The sequence below is a fragment of the Marinobacter sp. EN3 genome (assembly GCF_000475315.1).
GTDB classification, from domain to species: Bacteria; Pseudomonadota; Gammaproteobacteria; order Pseudomonadales; family Oleiphilaceae; genus Marinobacter; species Marinobacter nauticus.
This window is the reverse complement of the sequence record NZ_AXCC01000041.1, coordinates 37,463-63,255: the sequence shown is the minus strand read 5'-3', so window position 1 is coordinate 63,255 and position 25,793 is coordinate 37,463. Positions and strand designations below refer to the sequence as shown.

Here is a 25,793-nt window from a genome sequence, read left to right as displayed (position 1 = left end):
CCCGATGTATATCTACCGCCTGGTATTTCTGCTGGTACTGGCTATCTACATTTTTTCGCCCAATATTCTGGACTGGTGGACATCGCCGGAGAATGCCTGGTACAGCCCCTTCGTGATCTGGGGCGGGCTGATTGCCATCGGTTTCTGGCTGGAATGGCGGCGGGATCCCAATGAGTTTTAGCGCCACCGGCCTGCTGCTGGCCAGCCTGCTTTATCTGATCGTTCTGTTCGGCATTGCCTGGGGCACCGAACGGGGCACGTTATTGCGTCGTTGGGTACGCCACCCACTGATCTATACCCTCAGCCTTGGCGTTTATGCCGGCATCTGGGCCGTTTACGGCGCCATTGGTATGGCAGCGGACTCCGGCTACGGCTTCCTGGCCTATTACCTGGGCATCAGCGGCGCTTTCCTGCTGGCACCGGTTTTGCTCAACCCGATTCTCCGCATAGGCCGCGCCTACCAACTGACGTCGCTGGCCGATCTTTTCGCCTATCGTTACCGCAGCCAGTGGGCGGGCACCCTGGTCACCCTGTGTTCGGCTGCAGCCATTCTGGCCTTGCTGAGCATGCAGATTCAGGCAGTCTCGGTTTCCGCCAGCCTGCTCGCCCCGGATGCGCCGCCGAAAGTTATCAGCGTCATGTTTAGCCTGATCGTGGTGCTGTTCACCATGCTGTTTGGTGCCCGTCGCCATCAGGCCTCCGGCAACCATCAGGGGCTGGTACTGGCCATCGCCTTCGACTCCCTGGTGAAAGTGGTTGCCCTCCTGGTTTTAGGCGGCGTTATCCTGTTCTCGGTTTTCGGTGGTACCAATGGGCTTGAGGCCTGGTTGGCGGAAACTTCACATCCGGAAGCCACCATGACCATGGCAATTAATGACGGAAGCTGGCGGGCACTGCTGCTGATGTCGTTCGCCGCGGCCCTGGTGCTCCCCCACATGTACCACATGACTTTCAGTGAGAACCCGTCCCCCCGTGCCCTCGCGAAGGCCAGCTGGGGATTGCCACTGTACCTGCTGCTGGTCGGCCTGCCGGTGCCGCTGATTGTCTGGGGTGGCCAGGCGCTGTCGGTTGACGCTCCGCCGGCCTTTTTCAGTATCGGCGTAGCCCAGGCCCTGGAGAGCCCCGTCCTGACCATGGCCATGTACATTGCCGGGCTTTCCGCCGCCAGCGGACTGATGATCGTCAGTACCCTGGCCCTGTCCGGCATGGTGCTTAACCACGTTGTTCTGCCGCTCAAGACGCCCCGGGATCAAGGTGACATCTATCGCTGGCTGCAGTGGGTCAAACGCCTACTGATTGCCGTCATCCTGTTTCTGGCCCTGCTGTTCCATGAAACCATTGGCCAGCACCTGGACCTGTCTATTCTGGGCGCCATCTCGCTCTCCGGCACACTGCAGCTGCTGCCGGGCGCGCTTGGCGTCATCTACTGGCCCGAAGGCAACCGCCGTGGCCTGATTGCCGGCCTGTTTACCGGCCTGTTCATCTGGTTGATCACCTTGGTGTTGCCGTTCTCGGTGGCGGCAGACATCCTGTCCTGGCTTGAGCTGCCGGTTACGCCCGGCTACGACAACTGGCACCTGTTCACCTTCGTCAGCCTGACCGCCAACATCAGTGTGTTCGCGCTGATCTCAATTCTCAGCCCGGCATCACCGGAGGAAACCAGTGCCGCTCAGGCGTGCTCGCTCGGCGCCCTGTCCCGGCCGCAGCGGCGGGAACTGCTGGCAGCATCCTCCAACGAATTCGTGCAGCAACTGGCCGAGCCACTGGGCATCCGGGTCGCCCGTCGGGAAGTGGAGCGGGCCCTGAACCAGCTCAAGCTCCCCAATGTCGAGTTCCGGCCTTACCAGTTGCGGCGGTTGCGGGATCAAGTGGAAATCAACCTGTCTGGCCTGTTGGGGCCTTCGGTCGCACGGGACATCGTCAAGCGCCACCTGGGCTTCAAACCGCTGACCCATGGAGGTACCGGACAGGATATTCGCTATGTGGAGCGAGCGCTGGGTGATTACCAGAATCAGCTCACTGGCCTGGCCGGCGAACTGGACAACCTTCGCCGCCACTACCGGCAGACCCTGCAAAACCTGCCCATCCCCGCCTGTTCAGTGGGTGAAGACGGCGAAATTCTGATGTGGAATCATGCCATGGAGAGCCTCACCAACATTTCCGCCGAGGAAGTGGTCGGGGCCAAGCTGCTGGCACTGCCGGAGCACTGGCACGCCCTGCTGGACGATTTCAATCGAGGCGACGACCTGCACCGCTACAAGCACAGGTTGGATCTTCGCGGCAAGCCACATTGGCTGAACCTGCACAAGGCGGCGCTAAGCGGCCCGGATCACACCGAAGGCGGCTCGATCATCCTGGTGGAAGACCAGACCGAAACCCGCCTGCTGGAAGATGAATTGATGCACAGCGAACGACTGGCCTCCGTAGGGCGCCTCGCGGCCGGCGTCGCTCACGAAATCGGTAATCCCGTCACCGGCATCTCGTCTCTGGCCCAGAACCTGAAACTGGAAACCGATGATCCCTCCATTCTGGAAACCGCAGACCAGATCCAGCAGCAAACCCGACGCATATCCACCATCCTGCAGTCGCTGATGAACTTCGCACGTACCGGCAACCACGCCCACGCCAACCGTTATGAGCCGGTCAGCCTGCACCGCTGCATTGATGAATCCATCAACCTGCTGTCGCTCAGTGACAAGGGGCTCGGCATCAGCTTTCTGAACGAGTGCCCCGCCAGCCTGCAGGTGCTGGGAGATGAACAACGGCTGGTGCAGGTATTCATCAACCTGCTGGCCAACGCCCGGGACGCCTCCCCAGACGGCGGTACCATCCGGGTTGCTGGAAAGGCCGACGGCTACTCCGCTATCATCGAGGTCATTGACGAAGGCTCCGGCATACCGGCAGACCAGCTGGATCATATTTTCGAACCGTTTTACACCACCAAGGCCCCCAACAAAGGAACCGGGCTTGGCCTGTCACTGGTGTACAGCATCATTGAAGAGCACTATGGCAACATTCAGGTGGAAAGCCCGGCCAATCCGGAAACCGGCCTGGGCACCTGCGTGAGACTCCGCCTGCCTGCCTACGAGCCTGATACCGACAGCGGTTACAGCAGCCCGAACGAAAGGTCGTGAACACCCTATGCCCCGTATTCTGATTGTTGAAGACGAAGACATTATCCGCTCGGCGGTTCGCAAACTTCTCCAGCACGCCGGCTATGAGGTGACAGATGCTGTCTCGGTGGAAGAAGCCGAGGGCCTCGACCCGGACAGCTTCGACCTGGTCATCACCGATCTGCGCCTGCCAGGCGCCGCCGGTACGGAAATGATCAACCGCGCCCCCAACACGCCGGTACTGATCATGACCAGTTATGCCAGTTTGCGGTCCGCGGTTGACTCCATGAAGATGGGCGCCGTGGACTACATTGCCAAACCCTTCGACCATGACGAAATGCTCGCGGCTGTAGAGAATATTCTGGCACGCAAGTCTTCGGCTTCCGATGAAACAACCGGTTCTGGTGATGCCGCCAGCACGAGCGGGCCCGACTCGGACCCATCCGAGATCATGTTTGGCCAGTGTGAGCCCATGCAGAAGGTGTTCACCCTGATTCGCAAAGTCGCCCCCACCGAGACCACAGTGCTTATCCAGGGCGAATCCGGTACCGGTAAGGAACTGGCGGCACGGGCTCTGCACCTGCTCAGCCCGCGAGCCCGCAAACCGCTCATCTCCGTAAACTGCGCTGCCATTCCCGAAAGCCTGATCGAATCGGAACTGTTTGGCCACGAGAAAGGCGCCTTTACCGGCGCCGTCTCGGCCCGCACCGGGCTGATTGAAGCGGCAGACGGCGGCAGTCTGTTCCTGGATGAAATCGGCGAACTACCTGCCGAAGCCCAGGCCCGATTGCTGCGGGTGTTGCAGGAAAGCGAGATTCGCAAAGTGGGCTCCACCCAGAGCCGGACCGTGGACGTGCGGATGATCGCCGCAACCCACCGAAACCTGAAAGCCATGACCAGAACCGGCGAGTTCCGGGAAGACCTTTACTACCGGCTGAACGTGATGCAGATCCGCATCCCCCCCCTGCGGGAGCGTCGTGCCGACATTCTGGGCCTGGCCCGCCGGTTCCTGAAACGCCAGGCCAGCAAGCTTGGCCGTCCGGAGCTGTCTCTGAGCCCGGAGGCCATGCAGGCCCTGGAACGCTACCGTTGGCCCGGTAACGTCCGGGAACTGGAAAACGCCATCGAACGGGCCTCAATCCTGACCGATGGCGATGTCATTACCTCGGCGGTACTGGACCTGGACAGCGACTCCGCCGACGAATACATCCCGGAAACCCTGGTTGAGGGCAATAATGAACAAACCCCTGCAAGGGATGTCGATTCGTCCAACGATCTGTCGCTGGAGGATTACTTCCAACACTTTGTGCTTGAAAATCAGGACCGGATGAGCGAGACCGAGCTGGCACAGAAGCTGGGCATCAGCCGGAAGTCACTTTGGGAGCGTCGGCAACGCCTGGGCATTCCCCGCAAAAAAGCCTGACCCAAAGAATGAACCTAGAATCAGTTGTTACCACCTGTTCCTCTCGGTAACACTTCCTGTCCAGATCATGAGACCCAGGTAACACTTTCAGGAGATACGGGGTAACACTTACACACCTCATTTTCACAACCCCTTGTTTAACAAGACTTTTCAAAAACTGGCACGACCACTGCACTCTAATAAGCGCACAACAACAAAAACAAAAGTGACAACGCAGCGCCAAAACAAAAACAAATAGCTGCACGAGCGCCCGGCAACAAAAACAAGAACAGGGTGCAAGCGAACTGAGTGTTTTGGGTACTATGCTTTTTAGGGGTCCCACGACACGTGCGAGTTGTAGATGTAGAGAAGAATCGTCTTCCAGGCGACACTGCAGATACTCCCATAACCCGCACCGTGTTCCTGGCCGCTCTATGTATTCAAAGCTTTCCGTTTGCATTGCTTAAGGTCCTTATCTTGGGGACAACACAGTGGGGTAAAAGAATCAAAAAGAATCCCGGCAACAACAAAAACAATGCAGATCGTCAACGCTTTCAGGGCGGATTCGTGAAAACGGATCCGCCTTTTGATTTTCCGGACTGCCAAAAACAGCCTTCCCTCAACAGGCCTCCATGACCACTTTATTCACTGGCATTTCCGTCAAACATGTGCAATTCCTGCGCAAACCGTTAAAATCCCCGTTTTTGCGCTTCGCAAACACGGAATTCCATGCCTAAACGACTTGTTGAAAAACTACGCTCCTTCATTCCCGGCAACGGGAAGAAGAAAGCCCGCCACTACCAGCGGCAGGAGATCCCGCGGGATCAGCACAACGTCTCCCGCTCCATGATCAGTGAACCGGCCAAGAAGGTACTGCACCGTCTGAGCAAGTCCGGCTACGAGGCCTATCTGGTGGGCGGTGGCGTTCGCGACATTCTCCTTGGCGGACAACCCAAAGACTTCGACATAGCCACCAACGCAACACCCGAAGAAGTTCACGACCTGTTCCGGAACTCCCGCCTGATTGGTCGCCGCTTTCGCATTGTGCACGTGGTGTTTGGGCGGGAAATCATCGAAGTAACCACCTTTCGTGGTAATGCCCGGGATACCGATGACGACCTGGCCGACGACGAGCACAAGACCAGTGAACATGGTCTGTTACTGCGGGATAATGTCTATGGCAATCAGGAAGAAGACGCACTGCGGCGCGACTTCACCATCAATGCGTTGTATTACTGCATCCGGGATTTCTCCATTATCGACTTTGCCAACGGTGTGCAGGATCTGAAAAACCGTCAGATCCGCCTGATTGGCGACCCGGAAACCCGCTATCGGGAAGATCCCGTGAGAATGCTGCGCGCCATTCGTTTTGCGGCCAAACTCGATTTCGAGATTGAACCGGAAACAGAGGCCCCCATTCGGGAGCTGGCCCCGCTCTTGGCGCACATCCCTCCGGCCCGGCTGTTCGATGAAGTCCTCAAACTGTTCTCCGCCGGCCACGGCGAGGCAACCTATCGCCTGCTTCAGGATTATGGGCTGCTGGCCCCACTGTTCCCGGAGACCGCCCGGGCACTGGTTGCCGGCGAACCCGATGAACTGATACTGCAAGCCCTTCGCAACACCGATGCCCGGATTGCCCAGGGCAAATCAGTGACCCCGTATTTCCTGTTTGCGGCCATGCTCTGGCCGGCTCTGCAGGTGGAATGGCGCAGGCGCCAGGACAATGGCGATCCGGTTCAGCCCGCGCTGCACGGCGCCATCGGCAAGGTGATCGGGCGCCAGGTGCAGGCAACCGCAATACCGAAACGTTTCTCGGGCCCCATGAAAGAAATCTGGGAACTGCAGATGCGGCTACCCCGTCGCCAGGGCAAACGTGCGTTCGGTACCATGACCCATCCGCGCTTCCGGGCGGCCTACGATTTTCTGCTGGTGCGGGAAGCCGCGGGCGAAATTGAGCCGGGCCTCGGGCAATGGTGGACGGAATTCCAGCAGGCGGATGAGCGTGCGCAGGAAAAAATGCTTTCCGAGCTGGGCTCCGGTGGTCCGAAAAAGCGCCGTCGCAAGCGCAAACCTGCAAGAAAACCGCCCCAGCCATGACAGTCGATGCCTATATTGGGCTGGGCAGCAATCTGGAACAGCCTGCAGCCCAACTGGCAAGAGCCGTGTCGGAACTCGCGGGCTTACCCAAATCCACACTGGTCGCGCAATCTCCGTTCTATGCCAGCCGCCCCGTCGGCCCGCAGGATCAACCAGATTTCGTTAACGGTGCCGTTCATCTGCGTACCGATCTTTCTGCCCACGAACTGCTGGATTGCCTGCAAGCTATTGAACAGGCCCACGGCCGTGAGCGGCTGAGGCACTGGGGACCACGCACCCTGGATCTGGATCTGCTGCTGTTTGGTCAGACAACCCTCAACGACGCGCGCCTGACCGTTCCCCACGCGGAACTGGCCAACCGTGATTTCGTCCTGCAACCCCTGCTGGACCTGGCCCCGGAACTGGCACTGCCGGACGGCACCACCGTTGCGGAACTGCGCCGAGATTGCCCGGACAACCAGCTGCGCAAGCTGCCAGCCCAGGCGCACCCCTGACCAGGTTCCTTATGGCATCCAGGTGAGGAAGACCATGCTACTCTTGTGTCTGATATACCCGGGATTTACATTAACGCTCTGAGCACCGGTCGACCCCGGTCCAAAACTGGCCCATCCACCCAAAAGGCAAGGATTCTATGGCAGTTACCATCAATACCCTGCGGGAATACAAGCAAAAAGGCGAAGCCTTCTCTGCACTGACCTCCTATGATGCAACCTTTGCTCAGGTTGTCAGCGAGGCTGGCGTTGATGTCATCCTGATTGGCGACTCTCTTGGTATGGTGCTGCAAGGCCACGACAGTACGCTCCCGGTCACCATGGATCAGATGGTGTATCACACCAGCTGTGTCGCCCGCGGTAACAAAGGCGCCCTGATCATGGCCGATATGCCGTTCATGTCCTACGGTACCGTTGCCGATGCACTGGACAATGCTGCGGAGCTGATGCGCGCCGGCGCCCACATGGTCAAGCTGGAAGGCACCGACTGGATGAAGGACACCATCGAAGCCCTGAGTGAACGTGGTGTGCCTGTTTGTGCCCACCTGGGCCTGACGCCACAGTTCGTCAACAAGTTCGGCGGCTACAAGGTACAGGGACGTGATGAGAAGGCCGCCGAGGCCATGATTGAGCATGCTTGCGAACTGGAAGCCGCCGGTGCCGATCTCATCCTTCTGGAGTGTGTACCGGCCCCGCTCGCCGCTCGTATCACCCAGGCCGTGAAGGCGCCGGTCATCGGCATCGGAGCAGGCTCGGATACCGATGGCCAGGTACTGGTACTGCACGACATGCTGGGCGTCACCACCGGCCGCAAACCCCGTTTCGTGAAGAACTTCCTCGCCGAGACCGACTCCATCCCGGAAGCCATTGCGGCTTATGCCCAAGCCGTCAAAGCACGCACTTTCCCAGCCGAGGAGCATACGTTCAAGGCATGAGAACCGTACACTCACTCAAAGAACTGCGCACGATTCTGCGGGGCTATCGCCAGCAGGGTAAGACCATCGGTCTGGTACCCACCATGGGCAACCTGCACGAGGGCCATATCTCGCTGGTGCGCAAGGCGGCCGAGGCCTCCGATATCGTCGTCACCAGTATTTTCGTGAACCCGATGCAGTTCGGCGCCAATGAAGACCTGGACACCTACCCGCGAACCCTGGTTGAAGACCAGGAAAAGCTGGCGGCAGCGGGTAATACTCTGGTCTTTGCCCCGGGCGTTGAAGAGATCTACCCGGAAGGGCTCGCCAATCAGACCAAGGTGGTGGTTCCCGAAGTCAGCGAGGGCCACTGTGGCGCCAGCCGGCCGGGCCACTTTGAAGGCGTGGCCACCGTGGTTACCATGTTGTTCAACATGGTTCAGCCCGACATTGCCGTGTTTGGCGAAAAGGATTTTCAGCAGTTGGCGGTGATACGCAAACTTGCCCGGGATCTGATGATTCCGGTGGAAGTGATTGGCGCGCCGACGGTGCGGGAAGACGATGGCCTGGCGAAAAGCTCCCGTAACGGCTATCTGTCCGAGCAGGAGCGGGGCATCGCTCCGGTGGTGTTCCGGACACTCCGTCATACCGCTGACCAGTTGGCACAGGGACGCACCGACTACAGCATCCTCGAGCAGGAGGCACGCGATGCACTGTCTGAGGCAGGGCTCAGGCCGGACTATTTCAACATCGTCAACAGCCTGACCCTGAAGCCCGCCAGCAAGGATGACCGCGAGCTCACACTACTGGTCGCAGCGTTCCTGGGTACCACCCGTTTGATTGATAACCTCTCGATCACGCGCTGAAACCTTACTATGGAGCCTCACCCCCAGACAACGGAAGGGACCCCCTGATGCCTGAGAAACACCCTGCGCTCACCAGCCGAGCAGAATGGCAAGCTCTCAACGACGCCAAAGCCCGGCTCGAACATCTACCCATGCGGGAGCTGTTTCAGCAGGATCCGGGCCGTGCCCAGCGTTACCTGGTAGAGGGTGCCGGCCTGTCGCTGGATTTCTCCCGCAACCGGCTGACGGACGAAGTGCTGGAGGCTCTGCTCAACCTGGCCCAGGCCTGTGGTCTGGAGGAACGTCGCACGGCCTTGTTCCGGGGCGGTCTGGTGAACCTCACGGAACAACGCCCCGCCCTGCACACCGCCCTTCGTGAGGGTGAACAGGGCGAGGTTCGGGTTAACGGCGACAACATCATTCCCGAAATCCATCGCACACTGGGGAAGATGAAAGCGCTGGTTGAAAGCATTCACAGTGGTGAACGCACCGGCCACACCGGCGCCCGGTTTACCGACGTTGTCAGCATTGGCATCGGCGGCTCGTTTCTCGGGCCGAAGCTGGCCGTCGAAGCTCTACGCCCTTACTGGCAGGGTTCCATTAACTGTCACTTTGTTGCCAACATCGACGGCACCGACATTACTGAAACCCTCACCCGCCTGAACCCGGACACCACGCTGTTTCTGGTGCAGTCAAAATCCTTCCGTACCCAGGAAACCCTGGAGAACAGCCTGCTCGCCCGGCAATGGTTTCTCGATAATGGTGGCAACGCAGCCTCGGTCTCCCAGCATTTCATGGCAGTCACGGCCAACGTCGAAGAAGCGGCCCGGTTCGGCATCGAACCCGCCAACACCTTTCCCATGTGGGATTGGGTAGGTGGTCGTTATTCCCTCTGGTCCGCCATCGGCCTGCCGATTGCGTTAACGCTTGGCATGGCGGCATTCCGGGAGCTACTCGCCGGTGCACATGCCATGGACACCCATTTCAGGGAAGCGCCCGAGCGGGAAAACCTGCCGGTAATCATGGCCATGCTCAGCGTGTGGTACAACAATTTCTGGGGCGCCGAGAGCCATGCGGTACTGCCCTATGACGAATACCTGAAATACCTGCCGGAGCACCTTCAGCAGCTGGATATGGAGAGTAACGGCAAGCGCGTAACCCAGAATGGCATCAGCGTGGATTACCCTACCGGGCCCGTGCTCTGGGGCGGCGTGGGCGCTAACGGCCAGCACGCCTATCACCAACTGATTCATCAGGGTACCCGGCTGATTCCTGCCGACTTCATCATTCCCCTGAGGTCCCACAATCCGGTGGCCAGCCACCATGCTGCTCTGTTTGCCAATTGTCTGTCTCAGGCACGGGCCATGATGGCCGGAAAGACGGAAGCAGAGGCCGAACAGGAACTGCTGGCCGGCGGTCTTGATGGTGATGCCGCCCGCCAACTGGCCCCACACAAGGCCATTCCCGGTAACCGGCCCTGCAACATCCTGCTGATGGAACGCCTGACTCCGCACACCCTGGGGGCACTGATTGCACTTTATGAACACCGCACCTTCGTGCAGAGCGTGATCTGGGATATTGATTGCTTTGATCAATGGGGCGTGGAGCTGGGCAAACAGATTGGCAACGAAATTCTTCCGAAACTGCTGGGCGAGAGTGAAGATGGCAGCGCTGGAGACAGCGCCACCGACAACCTGATCCGGTTATTCCGCGACCGCTCCGGAACTTGAGATCTGACGCCCCTGCCAGGTGAAATCGACGGGCCAGAGCTTCTGGTCCTTCTGGTAAGACTGCCAGAGGCTGCGATAGCTCTCTCCACACACAGGGTGCAATTCGTCCGGAGCAATATCGGCCAGCGGCCTCAGGACAAATGCGTTTTTTAGGATTTCAGCCCGGGGCAGTTCAACCCCATCAAGGGTGCCGGTCGCATCGCCCCAGGTGAGAATATCCAGATCCAGAGTCCTTGGACTGAACTTGGGCGCCGAAGCTTTGCGGCCGTTGTCTGCCTCAAGTTTTTTGAAGCGCCGGGAAAGCTCTCCTACCGACATATCGGTATCCACACCCACCACCAGGTTCAGAAAATCCGAGCCATCGAAGCCGACCGATTCGCTCTCGTAAACCGGAGAAATGGCCAATTCTCCAAACCAACCGGCCAGAGCATCCAGCGCCGCGCTGACATGGCGATAGCGTTCAATATTACTGCCGATACTGATGTATACACGTTTCATGCCCGTGCCCCCCGCTCAATTCTCACGCCCACCGAGCGTGCGGCCGGCACAGCACCGGGCTTGCTCAACGTCAGCCTCAGCCAACGCACGCCAAACTCGCTCTGCAGCAAACGGGCAACTTCCTCTGCGGCCCGCTCCAGCAACTCCGGCTGCAGCGTTTTCAGGCACTGACTGACCCGCTCGCTAACGGCGGCGTAATCAAGTGCATCGGCAACATCGTCACTGGCGCCGGGCACCGAGTTATCCCACGCCAGTTCCAGATCCACCAGTAGCCGCTGTGTGACTTCGCGTTCCCAATCGTACACCCCGATCACGGTTTCCACCGCCAGTCCTTCGATCAGGACTGTGTCCCATTTGCCATTTGCCAAACCGGTCTCCCGAGCCTTCCACTGATGGCTGATTGAATATTACCCAGGCAGACGATACTGTGACGGACAATCAGCCTGCCTTGATGCGGGCGGCATTTTCTCACAGAACACAGGGCCCAGTCTCTGTACAGCGGTTACGCCATGGACGTCTTTAGCCAACCCGTTGCGATTGTCTTGCTTTGCGCCAGCGCTTATCTGGCGGGTTCCGTGCTGTTCGCGATACCAGTGTGCCGCCTCTGGAAACTGCCAGATCCTCGCGCCCTGGGTTCCGGCAACCCCGGAGCCACCAATGTGTACCGGGCAGGTGGCTGGCAACCTGCGCTGGCAACCCTGGCGCTGGATGCGTTCAAGGGCTGGCTGCCCGTCTGGCTCGGCCACAGTCTTGGCATGTCCATTCTGGTGCAGGCCATGATTGCCCTGTGCGCGGTGACCGGACACATGATCCCGGCTTTCTATCGGTTCAAAGGCGGCAAGGGTGTTGCCACGGCTCTCGGGGCAGGGTTGGCGCTGGCACCGCTCACCACCGCCATCATGGCGGGCTTGTGGCTGGGCGTGATGTGGCGCTGGCGCATTTCAGCCGTGGCCTCTCTGGTGGCGATCACCAGCGGCCCACTCATCAGCGCCCTGCTGGAACCGGAAACCCTGCCCCTGTTCGGACTGCTGACCCTGCTGATTGTGGTGCGTCACCGCAACAACCTGATTCGCCTGGCCCAGGGGCGGGAAACCGGGCTCTGAGTTCCCGCCCGGCTAGTCCACAAGGCCGTTGTGACGAGGTTCCGCCACCGGCGGCAGGGTATTCATCGGCCACCGGGGTACCGCCACAATCCGCTCGCCATCCTGCTGACCGGCCTTTAGCCGCTGCGCACCGGCATAGGCAATCATGGCACCGTTGTCGGTGCAGAACTCCGGACGAGCGTAGAACACCGAACCACGCAGCTTTTCTGCCATGGCTTCCAGTGACGCCCGCAACCGCTTGTTGGCGCTGACCCCGCCGGCAATGACCAACCGCTTACACCCGGTTTGCTCCAGGGCTCTGCGACATTTGATGACCAGGGTATCAACTACTGCAGCTTCGAACGCCAGAGCAATGTCTGCTTTTAGCTGCTCATCCAGCGTGCCTTTATCTTTAGCCTTGTTAACGGTATTCAGGGTATAGGTTTTCAGACCGCTGAAGGAAAAATCCAGGCCGGGACGATCGATCATCGGGCGGGGAAAACGGTACTGCCCCTCTCTGCCTTTTTCGGCAAGGGCCGCTACCCGGGGGCCACCCGGATAATCCAGACCCAGCATTTTCGCGGTTTTATCGAACGCCTCGCCGGCAGCATCATCCACCGATTCACCCAGCATCTGGTACTCACCAATGCCATCCACCCGCACTAACTGGGTATGGCCGCCAGACACCAACAGCGCTACAAACGGAAAGGCCGGCGGATTGTCCTCCAGCATGGGCGCCAGCAGGTGACCTTCCATGTGATGCACGCCCAACACCGGAACCCCCAGTGCAAACCCCAATGCATGCGCCACCGAGCCGCCCACCATCAGGGCACCCACCAACCCGGGCCCGGCGGTATAGGCGATACCTTCGATATCGGAACGAGCTTTGCCGGCTTGAGCCAGCACCTCATCGCATAAAGGAAGCAGCTTGCGGACATGATCCCGGGAGGCCAGCTCAGGCACCACGCCGCCATAATCGGCGTGCATACCGATTTGACTGTAAAGGGCATGGGCCAGCAGCCCCTGCTGAGCGTCAAACAGGGCTACACCGGTCTCATCGCAGGAGGTTTCAATACCAAGAATCAGCATAATGGGCACTACATCCAAGGGGTGTCGGGTACGTGGGCGGCATTTTAGCAGAAACCCGAAAGCTTCCGGCAGTTTCGTTGAACAGTGATTGACCTTGGCCAGCCCAGCGGCTATCATTGCCGCCCTAAATTAGCACTGGTCGAGTTTTAGCCAATCTGACCAGGGATCGAGCCCGTACGGCACTGGCCGACGGAACAAATTGAAACCGAATCTATCAGGTAGGTGATTTTCGAATGCCAGCTGTTAAAGTGAAAGAGAATGAGCCGTTTGACGTAGCACTGCGTCGCTTCAAGCGTTCCTGCGAGAAGGCCGGTGTACTGTCTGAAGTACGTCGTCGTGAGCACTACGAGAAGCCGACCGCTGTTCGTAAGCGTAAAGCAGCTGCTGCAGTTAAGCGTCATCTCAAGAAGCTTCAGCGGGAACAGCGCAAGTTCGAGCGTCTGTACTGAGTTCAGGCGCGCATCGACTGCACAACTGATTGCCGGAACGGCGTTTCGCCCCACCCGGCAAGCTGAAAATGCCGCCGAGGCCTGGCTTCGGCGGCATTTTTGGCTATGGCGAAAATGCCTTCGCACCCGGCACCCCGGCTGAAGTGGAGCCACCATGAGCGGATTGATCCCTCAACGCTTTGTTGAAGACCTGCTGGATCGCATTGATCTGGCGGAGCTGATCGGTTCGCGCATCACGCTGAAAAAAGCCGGAGCCAACTACAAGGCCTGCTGCCCGTTTCACGACGAGAAGACGCCATCATTTAACGTTCGACCGGACAAAGGCTTCTATCACTGCTTTGGCTGTGGAGCCCATGGCGATGCCATCAGCTTTGTTCGCGAATTTGAGGGCCTGGGTTTTACCGAAGCGGTAGAAGAACTGGCCAAGCGTGCCGGGCTGGAAGTGCCGTACGACCGAGCTGCCAAACAGGAAATGCAACAGGCGCGGACACTGACCGATGCCCTGGAGTTTGCCAACCGGTTCTATCACTCAGCACTGACCAGTCAGCAAGGCGGTTATGCCCGGGACTACCTGAAGCAGCGGGGACTGGATGAAAACATTATCCAGCAGTATCAGATTGGTTTTGCACCGGGCACCGGCACGGCACTTTACGACGCCGCCCCGAAGGATCTAAAAGCACCACTGATTGAGACCCGCACGGTGTCGGACCAGTACGGCCGCCCCAGGGATCTGTTCCACAACCGGGTTATGTTTCCCATCCGGAACACCCGAGGCAAAACCATCGCCTTCGGCGGGCGCACGCTGGGTGACGACAAGGCCAAGTACATTAACTCGCCGGAATCGGACGTTTTCCACAAGAGCCGGGAAATCTACGGCCTGTTCGAGGCCCGGCAAGCCATTCGACAACTGGACAAGTTGCTGGTGGTCGAAGGCTATATGGATGTGATTGCGCTGGCCCAGCACGGCATCCATTACGCGGTGGCGACTCTGGGGACGGCCACCAACCAGGACAGCCTGACCGCACTGCTTCGGCACGTTCGGCATATCGTGTTCTGTTTTGACGGCGACCAGGCAGGTTTTCGGGCAGCGGACAGGGCCATGGAGAATGCCCTGGAACTGATGGCAGACGGGCTGCACCTGCAGTTCCTCATGCTGCCAGAAGGCGAAGACCCGGACACACTGGTGCGCAAAGAAGGGCCGGACGCATTTCAGAAGCGTATTGAGGGCGCCACACCCTTCTCACGCTATCTGTTTGATCGCCAGAGCGAGGGCCTTGATCTGCAGTTGCCCGAACACCGAGGCGAACTTCGGGCACGGGTTGAGCCCTTGCTGAACAAGATGCCCCGCAGCACGTTGCGGGACGCCATGTGGCACGAAATGCTGCGCCTTTGCGGCGGCCGCAACCAGTGGCAGAACCGCCAGCAGGGCCAGAATTACAAGGCACGGGGCTGGCGCGGTGAAGGCCAGAGCCGGCCCACGGAAGAGCGGATTGACGTAAAACTCAGCAAAGACAGCACCTTGTGCCTGGCCTTGCTGGAAGCACCGGAACTGGCAACCGAAGTGAAAGCTCTGGCAGACAGCACCCGGCAGCTTGAACGCGCGGGGCGTTTTGCCCGCTGGTTACTGGAAGAAAAAATTCAGACCCGCAAGACACTGGTCGCGGGGCTGGCCACGAACAAACAGGCCAGGGACAGGTTTTACAACCTGTTTGACGAACTGGAGCACATACCGGCCCGGGAAAGCACACTGGCGGCTGCCAGAGAGCTGTTAAGCCCGAATGAAGAGGCCGCGCGTCAGCAGAGGCTGGCAACCCTGCTCCGGAACCTGGCACAGCTTTCCCCGGAAGAACGGGAGGAGCTGCGAACGCTCAGCGCCGGTACGTTAAATCCGAAGGCTGAAAGCTGAGCACTTGAAACCTGTTGCCCTGATCACCATCTAACCATTCGGTGGCAGCGCAACCGAGCGACAGCTATAATGGCTGTTTAACTTTTTTCCTTTTTAAAAGCGAGTTCACAGGGTGTCTATGTCAGGCAATTCGCAGAAATCACGTTTGAAAGACCTCATCGCACGAGGCAAGGAACAAGGTTACCTGACTTACGCCGAGGTAAACGATCACCTCCCGGAAGATATCGCAGATCCGGATCAGGTTGAAGACATTATCCGGATGATCAACGACATGGGTATCCAGGTGTGCGAAGAGACACCAGACGCGGATACCCTGCTGATGACCGAAGGTGACTCCACTGCCGACGAAGCTGCTGCCGCCGAAGCCGCTGCTGCTCTTGCCGCCGTTGAGACCGACGCTGGCCGCACCACCGATCCGGTGCGCATGTACATGCGCGAGATGGGCACCGTTGAGCTGCTGACCCGCGAAGGCGAAATTGTCATCGCCAAGCGCATCGAGGAAGGCATTCGCGATGTCATGGCCGCTGTAGCACATTTCCCGGGCACCGCCGGCACCGTGATTCAGGCCTACGACCGCATCATCGAGAATGAAGGTCGCATCAGCGACATCGTCACCGGCTTCCTCGACCCGGACGACGCCGAGCCGTTCATGGGTGAAGACACCAGCACCGAAGACACCTCTGCTGATGACAGCGATACCAGCAGCGATGACGACGATGACGACACCTCCAGCGAAGACGACAACGACAACGGGCCAGATCCGGAAGAAACCCGGCTGCGCTTCGAGCTGCTGAAAGAGAAGCTGGACGCTGCCGAGAAGGCCTTGGCCAAACACGGCCGTGGGCACAAGAAAACCCAGGAAGCCCTGAACGAACTGGGCCAGGTTTTCGCCCCGTTTAAGCTGGCCAACAAGGCGTTTGACGAACTGGTGAACGTCGTTCGTTCAACCAACGACCTGGTCCGCGAGAATGAGCGCGCCATCATGCAGATCTGTGTACGCGACTGCAAAATGCCGCGCAAAGACTTCATCAAATGGTTCCCGGGCAACGAAACTGATCTTGAGTGGGCCGGCGAAATTGCCGCCACCAAAAAGCCCTATGCGGCCGCTATCGGTGAGCGTGTAGATGAAATCGTTCGCCTGCAGAAGCGCATCCAGAACGTTCAGACCGAAGTGGATCTGGACGTGGCCGACATCAAGGAAATCAACCGCCGGGTGTCGATCGGCGAGGCGAAAGCCCGCCGCGCCAAAAAGGAAATGGTTGAGGCCAACCTGCGTCTGGTTATTTCCATCGCCAAGAAATACACCAACCGCGGCCTGCAGTTCCTGGATCTGATCCAGGAAGGCAACATTGGCCTGATGAAGGCGGTCGACAAGTTCGAGTACCGTCGTGGCTACAAGTTCTCCACCTACGCTACCTGGTGGATTCGCCAGGCCATCACCCGCTCCATCGCGGATCAGGCCCGCACGATCCGGATTCCGGTGCACATGATCGAGACGATCAACAAGCTCAACCGCATCTCCCGCCAGATGCTGCAGGAGATGGGCCGCGAGCCCACACCCGAGGAGCTGGGCGAGCGCATGGACATGCCGGAAGACAAGATCCGCAAGGTGCTGAAGATCGCCAAAGAGCCGATCTCCATGGAAACACCCATTGGTGACGACGAAGACAGTCATCTGGGCGATTTCATCGAAGATATCCAGGCTCTGTCGCCAGTGGATTCAGCCACGGCTGAAGGCCTGCGCGAAGCCACCCGCTCCGTGCTGGCCGGCCTGACCGCTCGGGAATCCAAAGTACTGCGCATGCGCTTTGGTATCGAGATGAACACCGACCACACTCTGGAAGAAGTCGGCAAGCAGTTCGATGTTACGCGGGAGCGTATCCGTCAGATCGAAGCCAAGGCCCTGCGCAAACTGCGCCACCCTTCCCGCTCCGATCACCTGCGCGGCTTCATTGACGACCAGGGCAACGGTTAATCCCCAAGACAGTAGCGGGCGCCACCCCTCGTGGGTATAATGGCGCCCGTTTTCTTTTCCGGGCCTATAGCTCAGTTGGTTAGAGCAGGGGACTCATAATCCCTTGGTCGCTGGTTCGAGTCCAGCTGGGCCCACCATCTCCCAAACTCCTCCCCCAACCCGCACCCAACTCACTCCTGTCCAACTTATTTACACATACGCCTCCAACCTTCTCTTAAGCACTGCCCAAGCCTCTGTTTTAACGTCAAATAATCCTATTGGCACACACTGTGCTGAAAGTCAGACGTAAGTACAGATCGCGGCTTCGCCGCACTGCGTTCAGGGCTTGCCCTGAGAGAAGGTGAAAAATGAAACAGATTACAAAGCAGATAACACACGTTATTGCGGCTCTGGCATTAACCTGGTCTGCTGGGGCTATGGCCCTGATCCTTGGCCCCGCAGACGCCGACAAAACTGTCGACGTAGGCCCCCCAAATCCAGCGCTTGACGCCGGTGACGTTGCAGCCCTTTTTGGAACGTCCGACCTCACTTTGCTTTACAAGTCCAACTACGAAGGCCCGGAAGAAGGCTCCTACCAATCCTTCTACTCCACCAGTTTCACCGGAGACCCTAACAACGCGGTGATCAGCTGGGATGGCCCGGACTACATTGTGTGCCCTGAGTGTTACCTGGTTGTCAAAGACGGCAACGAGCCACAATACCTGTTCAACATCGGCAGCTGGAATGGCCAGGACGTACTGGATCTTCAGGGCTTTTATCCAAACAGAGGCGCCATTTCTCATGTAGCGATCTTTGGCAAGTCCGTTCCTGTACAGGTTCCTGAGCCAGGAACACTGGGCCTGCTGGGACTTGGCATTCTGGGCATGCTCACAATCAGAAGAAAGTTACAAAAATCCGCCTGAGTGTCGACATTTTTTACATGCCACTAAAGCTCCCCTTGGGGAGCTTTTTTTGTGCCCGTTCACAAAACCGCAAACATTAAGTAACAGAAATACACGGAAGCCCACCTTTTAAGCTCATGAGTTTTCGGCCGTTTTAGACAATTCTTGAGGTACGCGGTTCTACCGACACCCTGTCGTGTCAAAAATGCCAACGTCCCGATCAGACAAGCCTCATACACTAAAACCTGAACAAGCGTACCAGTCCTGAAAGGAATCCCTCGGGACTGAGCACAAAAACAATGAGTGAACGGAGTGTATACATGGTTCTTTCCCCCCGATTCTCAGTACGGGCGGTATCCCTTGCCGTTGCAGCAGTTTCCGCCTCCCTGTCCATGCCCACCAGTGCCAGTATGGGCAACCTGGGCACCAGTTATGGTGTAATGCCGGTCGATGTGGCCACCGCCCAGTCCCTTTCGATGTTCAATGAGCAGGTTTCTGCCACCTACTACAATCCGGCAGCACTGACGAAAGATCCTCGTGGCGAGCTTACGGCGGGTATCCTTCATTCTGAACAGGAGCTGCGCTCCGATAATCCCAACGCCAGCGGGGACATTGTCTCCGACTCTCCGAGCCAACACGTTTTGATCGGCATGAAGACCAACCTTGGGTCACTCACCCGGTTCGGGCACCCCATCTATCTCGGGTTTATTGCGGGCGTGGAAAAGTACGGTAAGGAGATGCTGGCTTTCAGCTCTGAAACCAGCGAGAGCGGACAGTTCCTTCAATACGGGAAAGAACCTTTGTTCCTTAACATCGGTGGTGCAACCCCGATCTGGCGCGGTATTTCCGCCGGTGCTTCGGTTCGGGTAACGCTCGAAGCGACCGCTAATCTTGATGCCGTCTCGACGCTGGGCGGCGAAACCAGCCGTGAGCGCCTTGCGGTCAATGCCGAGCCTTCTCTGAAGACCATTCTGGGCACGAACATCGATCTGGGCAGCACATTTTGTCCTGAATCTGACTGTTTCCTGAACGGATGGGAAACGGCGCTGACCTACCGGACGAAGTCATCGGCCTCAACCACAGTCGACTCCAACATCATCGTGACCCAGACTATCCCGGATCCCGGGCTCAGCCTGGCTGTGACAACCATCGACTCATTCCAGCCGGAAACGATTGCCATCGGCACACAATACTCCGGTGACGGCTGGCGCATCGGCGGCAGTATCGAACAACAGAACTGGTCGGAACTGGAAGACGAATTCAGCGGCGACTCCATCAAGGATCAAGGTTCCGTGGCCTCCGGAAACCGGATCGGTTTCGACGACATCCTGATTCCCCGCCTTGGTGCGGAATATCAGTTGAACAAGAACTTCGCCCTTCGTGGCGGTGTTGCCTACGAAGAGTCTCCCCTTAAAACCACTCGTAATCCGGAGCTCAACTACCTGGATACCGACAAACTGGTGGTTGGCCTTGGTATCAGTGCCACTTACGACCGAACCCGCCTGCTCGCCTACCCGGTGCGGCTCGACCTGGGCTATCAGTACCAGCAACTGCAGGAGCGCGACTTCACCGTGGTGGACTACGACGGTGACGAAACCAGTGTCACTGCCGATGGTGATATCCACGTATTCAGCGGATCCATCACCCTGAAGTTCTGAGGAGGCTTGCCATGAAGTACAACAAGACCCTGGCACTGATTCCGGCCATTTTGCTGGCCGCCTGCGGCGGTGGCGACAAACAGTCCATTGACGAAAACCCAGACCCGGCTCGATGGTCTATTCCTTCCCGATGGATGGGCAGGCTGATATCAGCCCGAAAGCCGACATCGTGCTGCGCTTCTCTCATGCGATTATCGATGATGAAGCAACCCTGCAGAACAAGATCACCCTGCAGAGTAACGACCAGCCCCAGCCATTTACCGTGACCTTGATCGATAATGGCAAAAGTCTGAAGCTTGAGCCTGCTAACCCGCTTGCGACCGGCGAAGAATTCACCGTAACCTTCCAGGAGCCGCTGGCCGCCGAGGGCGGCCGGCAAATCACTACTCCGAACGCTACTGGTGATGACGGCATCCAGTTCGCAACCCGTGGCGCCTATGCGGGTCTCGCGGGGCTGGCCAACACCGCAGACACTTTCGACATTGCCTGGCAAGTACCCGCCAGCGACAGCCCATTCCAGGCCATGAATTTTTCGACTTTCCGGTTTGCCATGACGCAACCGGTGCATCCTGAATGGCAATCACTCGGCGGCAGTATTCAGCTGCAGGATGCCAACGGTGAAGAGGTTCCGGCGACCGTACTGGTTAAAGGCAACCGCATTACGGTTGACCCCTGCGTAACCCCCGAACTGTCGCAGTGCGGCAGCAAACAGGATATTCTCGACACCGGTGAAACCTACACCCTGCATTTGACCAACCTCGCCAGCCTGACCGACAGCAGTGAGGAGAACCGCTTCACCGGGGAATTCACCTTTACCCCGAGAGAGACCGGCCCAACGGTTGTGTTGCAACAAACCGCCGTAGATTCCGGCAACGGTGAACTGAGCTCCGTGCTCAACGGCCAGGCCCTCAATGCCGTAACGCTCAACTCGGTACTCCAGGGCGAAGCCGGCCCCTCTCAACAAACCGGGGACCTGTTTGCCGAGCTCGCCTACGCCCCGGCGTTTGATGCTGACGAAGCACTGCCGCTGCGTATTCCCAAAGGCAGTGTGCTGGAAAGCACCAGCCTGAACGTACTCGTGGGTGGCAAGGTACAGGTTCTGGATGCCGCGACCGGCGAAGACCAGCAAACCGGCACCATCAAAGTGACCATGCTCTCGGATGCATCCGGCTACATGAGCCCGAACCAGTACACCGATGACATCAATGCCCCGCGGCATATCACCCTGTTCATGGACGTATCCATGAACACGGAGGCAGCACAGCCGAATGCCGCGCTGTCCCAGGATCTGATGGGTGTTGAACTGCGCGGTATTGCTCTGGTTCGGGACGGCGTTCTGACCATCGACGCCATCGGCATGGTGGAACCAAACCTGCTGGGCCAGGAATTCACCGATTCCACCATTGCCTTCCATCTGCAGGCCGCAACCGATGCCGACTCGGTTCTGGATGCCGAAAACCTGCGGGAACTGGATGCCACACCACCCAGCCTGGTGAGCTGGATGCCCGGCCCTGCGAACGCCGTTCCGCCAACCCGTCAGTCCATGCAGCGCCCGGGCGACCCGATCATTCTGTTCTTTGATGAGCCGCTTGATCCGGCATCTGTCGAGAATGGTGTCGAACTCATTGAAAACGGTGCACCGGTAACTAACCTTCAGGCTCGGTTGGATGGAACAGCGCTTGTGCTTAATCCGCAGGGTGGCTTGAAGCATGGCGTACCGTATTCCGTGTCTGTCGACGGACTTACAGACCTGGCGGGCAACCGCGCGATGGTTTCTCCGTTAAGCTTTGAGCTCGATAGCATTGAAGAAAACGGTAGCCCGGGAAATAAAGGATTCCCCCTGGCGTTGACGACCTACCCTGGCTACCCATGTGAAACCGACTACGAAAACACCCTGGATCTGGAAAACGGCGTATTCGGGAAATGCTGGACCGCCGACGCCAACAACGCCGGTGACGTGTTACCCGTCAGCAAAATGCCGGCGGACCGGCCAATCACGGTCGTGTTTTCCAAGTCTCTCGATCTGGATTCAGTCATCGTCGGTGAGACCTTTACCGTTCAGGAAATTGCACAGGAAGCAAACGGTACCGTTACCGTCCTGAACCAACAGGTGGCAGGCCGATTAGAGAAAAACAACCAGCGCATCCGGTTCTACCCAGAGCAGCCGTGGCAGGTCGGTGCGCATTACCGCTACATTCTGGCCTCCTCAGAGCAGAGCGGCACTTGCACTCCTGGACAGTACACGTCGATTTGCGACGAGGACGGCATACCACTGAAAACGGATCTGCTGGAAGGCCTCAATGATGGTGACGGGAACAATGGCCCTGATAATCTTGAGATCGTATTTACCGGTTCAGAAGCGCGCTCCACAGTCTTCACACCGCTGCGGAATCTGCCGATTCGGGACACCAATTCGAATCTTGCGATTGACTGCGATGACCTCGGCAGCGAATCGTGTCTTGAGCCATTTAATCACCAGGGGAGCGATAGTGAAGGCTTTTTGCCCTCGGCAAACGCCGCAAAACTGCTCGTAACCCAGGACCATGCCGAGGATGCCCGGGTTGGTTGTGCGGTTGACGGTGCCGATTGCCCCCGCAAAAAATTCATCTATCAGACCTACGCTCTGAATACGGAGGTTATTGGACCTACCGTGGATCCCGACACCGGGCGAGACGCCGTCAAAGTGCTGCTTTACCCAACCCAACTGGCGACCACGTCTCTCGACGTTCACCTGTCGTTGCTGAGCACGGTTTCCAGCACCGGGCCCCAGGTATTAAGAATGCGCTACGCCAAGGACGATCCTGAATGTACGGGAGCATCCTGCGCCAGAAACAGCCTGATTCCGGGTTACATCACCGAGAATGATCAGGGTGAGACGATTTTCAAAACCAAAGCCGAGCTGTTTCTTGATGCCCCCGGGTTGAAGGCAACCGCGTCCATCCTCGGAATTCCCACAGACTTGCCACTGACTCACAACCTCTTTGGCTATCCTTTCACTCTGGAACTGGAAGGGCGTGTGGTGTTCTTTGATGACGGCCGGATGCAGATCGAACAACGGAACTTCAATGTCCCCCACATCGACGTAGAGGCTGTCGCCCTCGGAATCATCAATACGGAAATCCCATTGATCATCCCCGAGCAAGGCGTCTACCTGAATTTTATATCCAACCCGGTGAAGGAAATTCCGGCTCAGTACGAATAGAACACAGGTTACTCAGGTCTACCCTCCTCAGGCCAGTCTCCGGACTGGCCTTTTTTATGGGCCTTTTGGGGCCACAATCACAATCGGTTTTTCATTCCGGGTCGTTTTCCTGATAATCTGGTTGCAATATGAAACCCAACAACAAGAATTCCGGGAGAGCCTGCATGGAAAACGGCGTCCACTACCGCACCTGTCACCTCTGCGAAGCCATGTGTGGCGTTGCCATTGAGGTCAACAACGGCAAAATCACCAGTATCAAGGGCGACGATCAGGATCCTCTGAGCCTGGGCCACATCTGCCCCAAAGCCGTCGCACTTCAGGATCTGCATGAAGACCCGGAGCGCCTGAAGAAGCCGATACGCAAAACTGCCCAGGGCTGGGAAGAGCTATCCTGGGAGGACGCCTTTGATCTGGTTGCCGAGAAGCTTCATGGAATTCGGAAAACCTACGGCCGGAACAGTATCGGGGTCTACCTCGGCAACCCCAATGTTCACAATCACGGCGCGCTGATGACCACCATGCCGTTTTTGCGGGCCATCGGCACCCAGAATCGCTTCTCTGCCACGTCCAACGACCAGCTACCGCACATGTTGGCCAGCCTGGAGATGTTTGGTCACCAGATTCTGTTTCCGATTCCCGACATCGACCATACTGACCTATTCATCTGTATTGGCGGCAACCCGATGGCCTCGAACGGCAGCTTGATGACCGTACCGGACATCCGGGGCCGCCTTAAAGCACTGCGGCAACGCGGTGGGCAACTCGTCGTTATTGACCCCCGACGCACCGAAACCGCCCGCCTGGCCGACAACTTCCATTTTATCCGGCCCGGCACCGATGCCTTCCTGCTGATGGCCATGGTACACACTCTGTTCGAAGAGAACCTGGTGGATCCCGGCGCGGCCGAGCGGCTGGTGAAAGACGTGGATCTTCTGCGCCTGGCCGCCCTATCGTTCTCACCGGAAGCGGTAACCAGGCACACCGGCATTGAGGCTGAGGCCATCCGACAGCTGGCACGACAGCTGGCCAAAACGCCACGGGCAGCCCTGTATACCCGAATGGGCACCAGCACCCAGGCGTTTGGCGGCACCACCACGTGGCTGGCCTACTGCCTGAATATCCTGACCGGTAAGCTGGATGTACCCGGTGGCGTACTGTTCACCCAACCGGCGGTGGATCTGGTGGCACTCGGCGCCATGTCCGGGCAGCGAGGGCATTTCGGTAAGCGCCACAGCCGGGTTCGCGGTCTACCGGAATTTGCGGGAGAGTATCCGGCCAGCACCATGGCCGATGAAATGCTTACACCGGGCGAAGGTCAGGTCCGTGCCTTTGTGACCGTGGCCGGCAACCCTGTGCTATCAAGCCCTAACGGCCAGCGACTGGAGTCAGCCCTGGAGGGGCTGGATTTCATGGTGTCCGTGGATTACTACCTGAACGAAACCACCCGCCATGCTGATGTCATTCTGCCGCCAACGGCGGCCCTGGAGCGCAGTCACTATGATCTGATCTTCAGCCAGTTTGCCGTACGCAACGTAGCCAAGTACAGCGAAGCACTGTTTCCGGCAGCGGACGACGCCCGCCACGACTGGCAGATTCTGCTGGAGCTCGCACACCGTCTGGAACAACAGCGTAAAGGCGGGCGCCTGCCCCTACGCTCGGAAATGGGCTGGAGGGCGTTCAAAAAACTGGGACCAGATCCTATTCTGGATCTGCTCTTGCGAACAGGCCCCTATGGTGCCGACGCCGGCCCGGTGCGCCCATTCGCCCAAACCGCCATCGAACTGGTGATGGACATTCTTCCGGAGCGTAACCCCCTCAAAGGCCTGGCCCGGCTGAGCCCACTCAACCGACGTTGGGATGAATTACCTAAAGGCCTATCACTTTCTGCTCTGAAAGCCGCACCGCATGGCATCGACCTCGGTCCCCTGCAACCGGCGTTACCGGAAAGGCTGTTCACCCGCGATGGTCTGATTCAGATGGCACCCCGCCGCTATCTCGCGGATGTGGAGCGCATGCAGGCTACCCTTGAATCTGCACCCGCTGACGGCCTGCTGTTGATTGGCCGTCGCCATGTCCGCAGCAACAACTCGTGGATGCACAACAGCCAGCGTCTGGTCAAAGGCAAAGGCCGCTGCACCCTGCTTATCCACCCGGACGACGTCAGCAAACGAGCGTTGAACCCCGGAGATCATGCCGAGGTTTCGGTTCAGGGGCGAGACGTGGTGATCCCGGTGGAAATCACCGAAGACATTATGCCGGGTGTGGTGTCCATCCCCCACGGTTGGGGTCACCATCGATCAGGCACCGGCCAATCAGTGGCATCGTCCCACGCCGGGGTCAGCATCAACGATCTGTTGGATGATGCCCTGGTGGATCCGGTTTCGGGAACCTCGGTCTTGAACGGCCAGGCGGTTGATGTCAGAGTCTGGCAACCCGAACCTCAACAGAAACAGGCCTGATA

General features: G+C 58.4%; 19 protein-coding genes, 1 tRNA gene and 1 pseudogene. 18 read left to right on the top strand and 3 right to left on the bottom strand.

Translation table 11 applies throughout. The features are described from left to right. The first annotated feature begins 4 nt into the window (after positions 1-4). The 9 genes from Q675_RS38325 to pgi all read left to right on the top strand — a co-directional run bounded on the left by Q675_RS38325 (position 5) and on the right by pgi (position 10,592). Positions 5-181, top strand: a complete 177-nt coding sequence (locus Q675_RS38325) for a hypothetical protein (protein WP_011784202.1) — start codon at positions 5-7, stop codon at positions 179-181. Then, the gene (locus Q675_RS31960) at positions 171-3,134 is read left to right on the top strand and encodes an ATP-binding protein (RefSeq protein WP_023011602.1); all 2,964 of its coding nucleotides are present in this window, start codon (positions 171-173) and stop codon (positions 3,132-3,134) included. The genes Q675_RS38325 and Q675_RS31960 overlap by 11 nt, the downstream gene beginning before the upstream one ends. A 7-nt stretch (positions 3,135-3,141) precedes the next feature. Next, positions 3,142-4,536: a sigma-54-dependent transcriptional regulator gene (locus Q675_RS31955; RefSeq protein ID WP_023011601.1), complete on the top strand. Its 1,395-nt coding sequence runs from the start codon at positions 3,142-3,144 to the stop codon at positions 4,534-4,536. Positions 4,537-4,863: 327 nt separating this feature from the next. Further along, positions 4,864-5,151, top strand: coding sequence for a hypothetical protein (locus Q675_RS38250; RefSeq protein ID WP_141068050.1), 288 nt, complete (start codon positions 4,864-4,866; stop codon positions 5,149-5,151). A gap of 93 nt (positions 5,152-5,244) precedes the next feature. After that, positions 5,245-6,612, top strand: a complete 1,368-nt coding sequence (pcnB, locus tag Q675_RS31950; RefSeq protein ID WP_023011600.1) for a polynucleotide adenylyltransferase PcnB — start codon at positions 5,245-5,247, stop codon at positions 6,610-6,612. After that, positions 6,609-7,106 (top strand): 2-amino-4-hydroxy-6-hydroxymethyldihydropteridine diphosphokinase, encoded by a 498-nt coding sequence (gene folK, locus Q675_RS31945; protein ID WP_011784198.1) that lies wholly within the window; start codon positions 6,609-6,611, stop codon positions 7,104-7,106. The genes pcnB and folK (Q675_RS31945) overlap by 4 nt, the downstream gene beginning before the upstream one ends. A gap of 137 nt (positions 7,107-7,243) precedes the next feature. Then, positions 7,244-8,038 carry a 3-methyl-2-oxobutanoate hydroxymethyltransferase gene (gene panB / locus Q675_RS31940; RefSeq protein ID WP_011784197.1) on the top strand — a complete coding sequence of 265 codons (795 nt, stop codon included), beginning with the start codon at positions 7,244-7,246 and terminating at the stop codon, positions 8,036-8,038. Further along, complete coding sequence (panC, locus tag Q675_RS31935) at positions 8,035-8,883, top strand: pantoate--beta-alanine ligase (protein WP_011784196.1); 849 nt, start codon at positions 8,035-8,037, stop codon at positions 8,881-8,883. The genes panB and panC overlap by 4 nt, the downstream gene beginning before the upstream one ends. Positions 8,884-8,930: 47 nt before the next feature. Next, entirely contained in the window at positions 8,931-10,592 is a 1,662-nt protein-coding gene (gene pgi / locus Q675_RS31930) for a glucose-6-phosphate isomerase (protein ID WP_022991894.1), read from the top strand. Here the strand turns inward: pgi and folK (Q675_RS31925) are convergent. Both folK (Q675_RS31925) and folB read right to left on the bottom strand, forming a co-directional pair. After that, on the bottom strand, positions 10,566-11,090 hold the full coding sequence (gene folK / locus Q675_RS31925) for a 2-amino-4-hydroxy-6-hydroxymethyldihydropteridine diphosphokinase (RefSeq protein ID WP_011784194.1): 525 nt from the start codon (positions 11,088-11,090) through the stop codon (positions 10,566-10,568). The genes pgi and folK (Q675_RS31925) overlap by 27 nt on opposite strands. Then, the gene (folB, locus tag Q675_RS31920; protein WP_011784193.1) at positions 11,087-11,458 is read right to left on the bottom strand and encodes a dihydroneopterin aldolase; all 372 of its coding nucleotides are present in this window, start codon (positions 11,456-11,458) and stop codon (positions 11,087-11,089) included. The genes folK (Q675_RS31925) and folB overlap by 4 nt, the downstream gene beginning before the upstream one ends. A 141-nt stretch (positions 11,459-11,599) precedes the next feature. Here folB and plsY point away from each other — a divergent pair, with 141 nt between their 5' ends. Next, the gene (plsY, locus tag Q675_RS31915; RefSeq protein ID WP_022991893.1) at positions 11,600-12,193 is read left to right on the top strand and encodes a glycerol-3-phosphate 1-O-acyltransferase PlsY; all 594 of its coding nucleotides are present in this window, start codon (positions 11,600-11,602) and stop codon (positions 12,191-12,193) included. Between the two features lie 12 nt (positions 12,194-12,205). Here plsY and tsaD read toward each other — a convergent pair whose 3' ends face one another. Beyond that, on the bottom strand, positions 12,206-13,261 hold the full coding sequence (gene tsaD / locus Q675_RS31910) for a tRNA (adenosine(37)-N6)-threonylcarbamoyltransferase complex transferase subunit TsaD (RefSeq protein WP_023011598.1): 1,056 nt from the start codon (positions 13,259-13,261) through the stop codon (positions 12,206-12,208). 233 nt (positions 13,262-13,494) lie between these two features. Here tsaD and rpsU point away from each other — a divergent pair, with 233 nt between their 5' ends. From rpsU to Q675_RS31870, 8 genes and pseudogenes are all read left to right on the top strand, one after another. After that, positions 13,495-13,710, top strand: coding sequence for a 30S ribosomal protein S21 (gene rpsU / locus Q675_RS31905; RefSeq protein ID WP_007153483.1), 216 nt, complete (start codon positions 13,495-13,497; stop codon positions 13,708-13,710). A gap of 154 nt (positions 13,711-13,864) precedes the next feature. Then, positions 13,865-15,616 carry a DNA primase gene (gene dnaG, locus Q675_RS31900; RefSeq protein ID WP_023011597.1) on the top strand — a complete coding sequence of 584 codons (1,752 nt, stop codon included), beginning with the start codon at positions 13,865-13,867 and terminating at the stop codon, positions 15,614-15,616. Between the two features lie 118 nt (positions 15,617-15,734). Continuing rightward, positions 15,735-17,591, top strand: a complete 1,857-nt coding sequence (rpoD, locus tag Q675_RS31895) for an RNA polymerase sigma factor RpoD (RefSeq protein WP_011784189.1) — start codon at positions 15,735-15,737, stop codon at positions 17,589-17,591. Positions 17,592-17,651: 60 nt separating this feature from the next. Further along, a tRNA-Ile gene (locus Q675_RS31890) sits at positions 17,652-17,728 on the top strand. Positions 17,729-17,938: 210 nt separating this feature from the next. Beyond that, positions 17,939-18,493, top strand: a complete 555-nt coding sequence (locus Q675_RS31885) for a PEP-CTERM sorting domain-containing protein (RefSeq protein WP_022991880.1) — start codon at positions 17,939-17,941, stop codon at positions 18,491-18,493. 299 nt (positions 18,494-18,792) lie between these two features. Beyond that, positions 18,793-20,130 (top strand): alkane uptake protein AupA, encoded by a 1,338-nt coding sequence (gene aupA, locus Q675_RS31880; protein WP_023008010.1) that lies wholly within the window; start codon positions 18,793-18,795, stop codon positions 20,128-20,130. Between the two features lie 11 nt (positions 20,131-20,141). Then, positions 20,142-23,332 (top strand): annotated as a pseudogene (gene aupB, locus Q675_RS31875) (alkane uptake protein AupB). Between the two features lie 164 nt (positions 23,333-23,496). Continuing rightward, positions 23,497-25,791, top strand: coding sequence for a molybdopterin-dependent oxidoreductase (locus tag Q675_RS31870; protein WP_023011595.1), 2,295 nt, complete (start codon positions 23,497-23,499; stop codon positions 25,789-25,791). Positions 25,792-25,793: the final 2 nt, after the last annotated feature.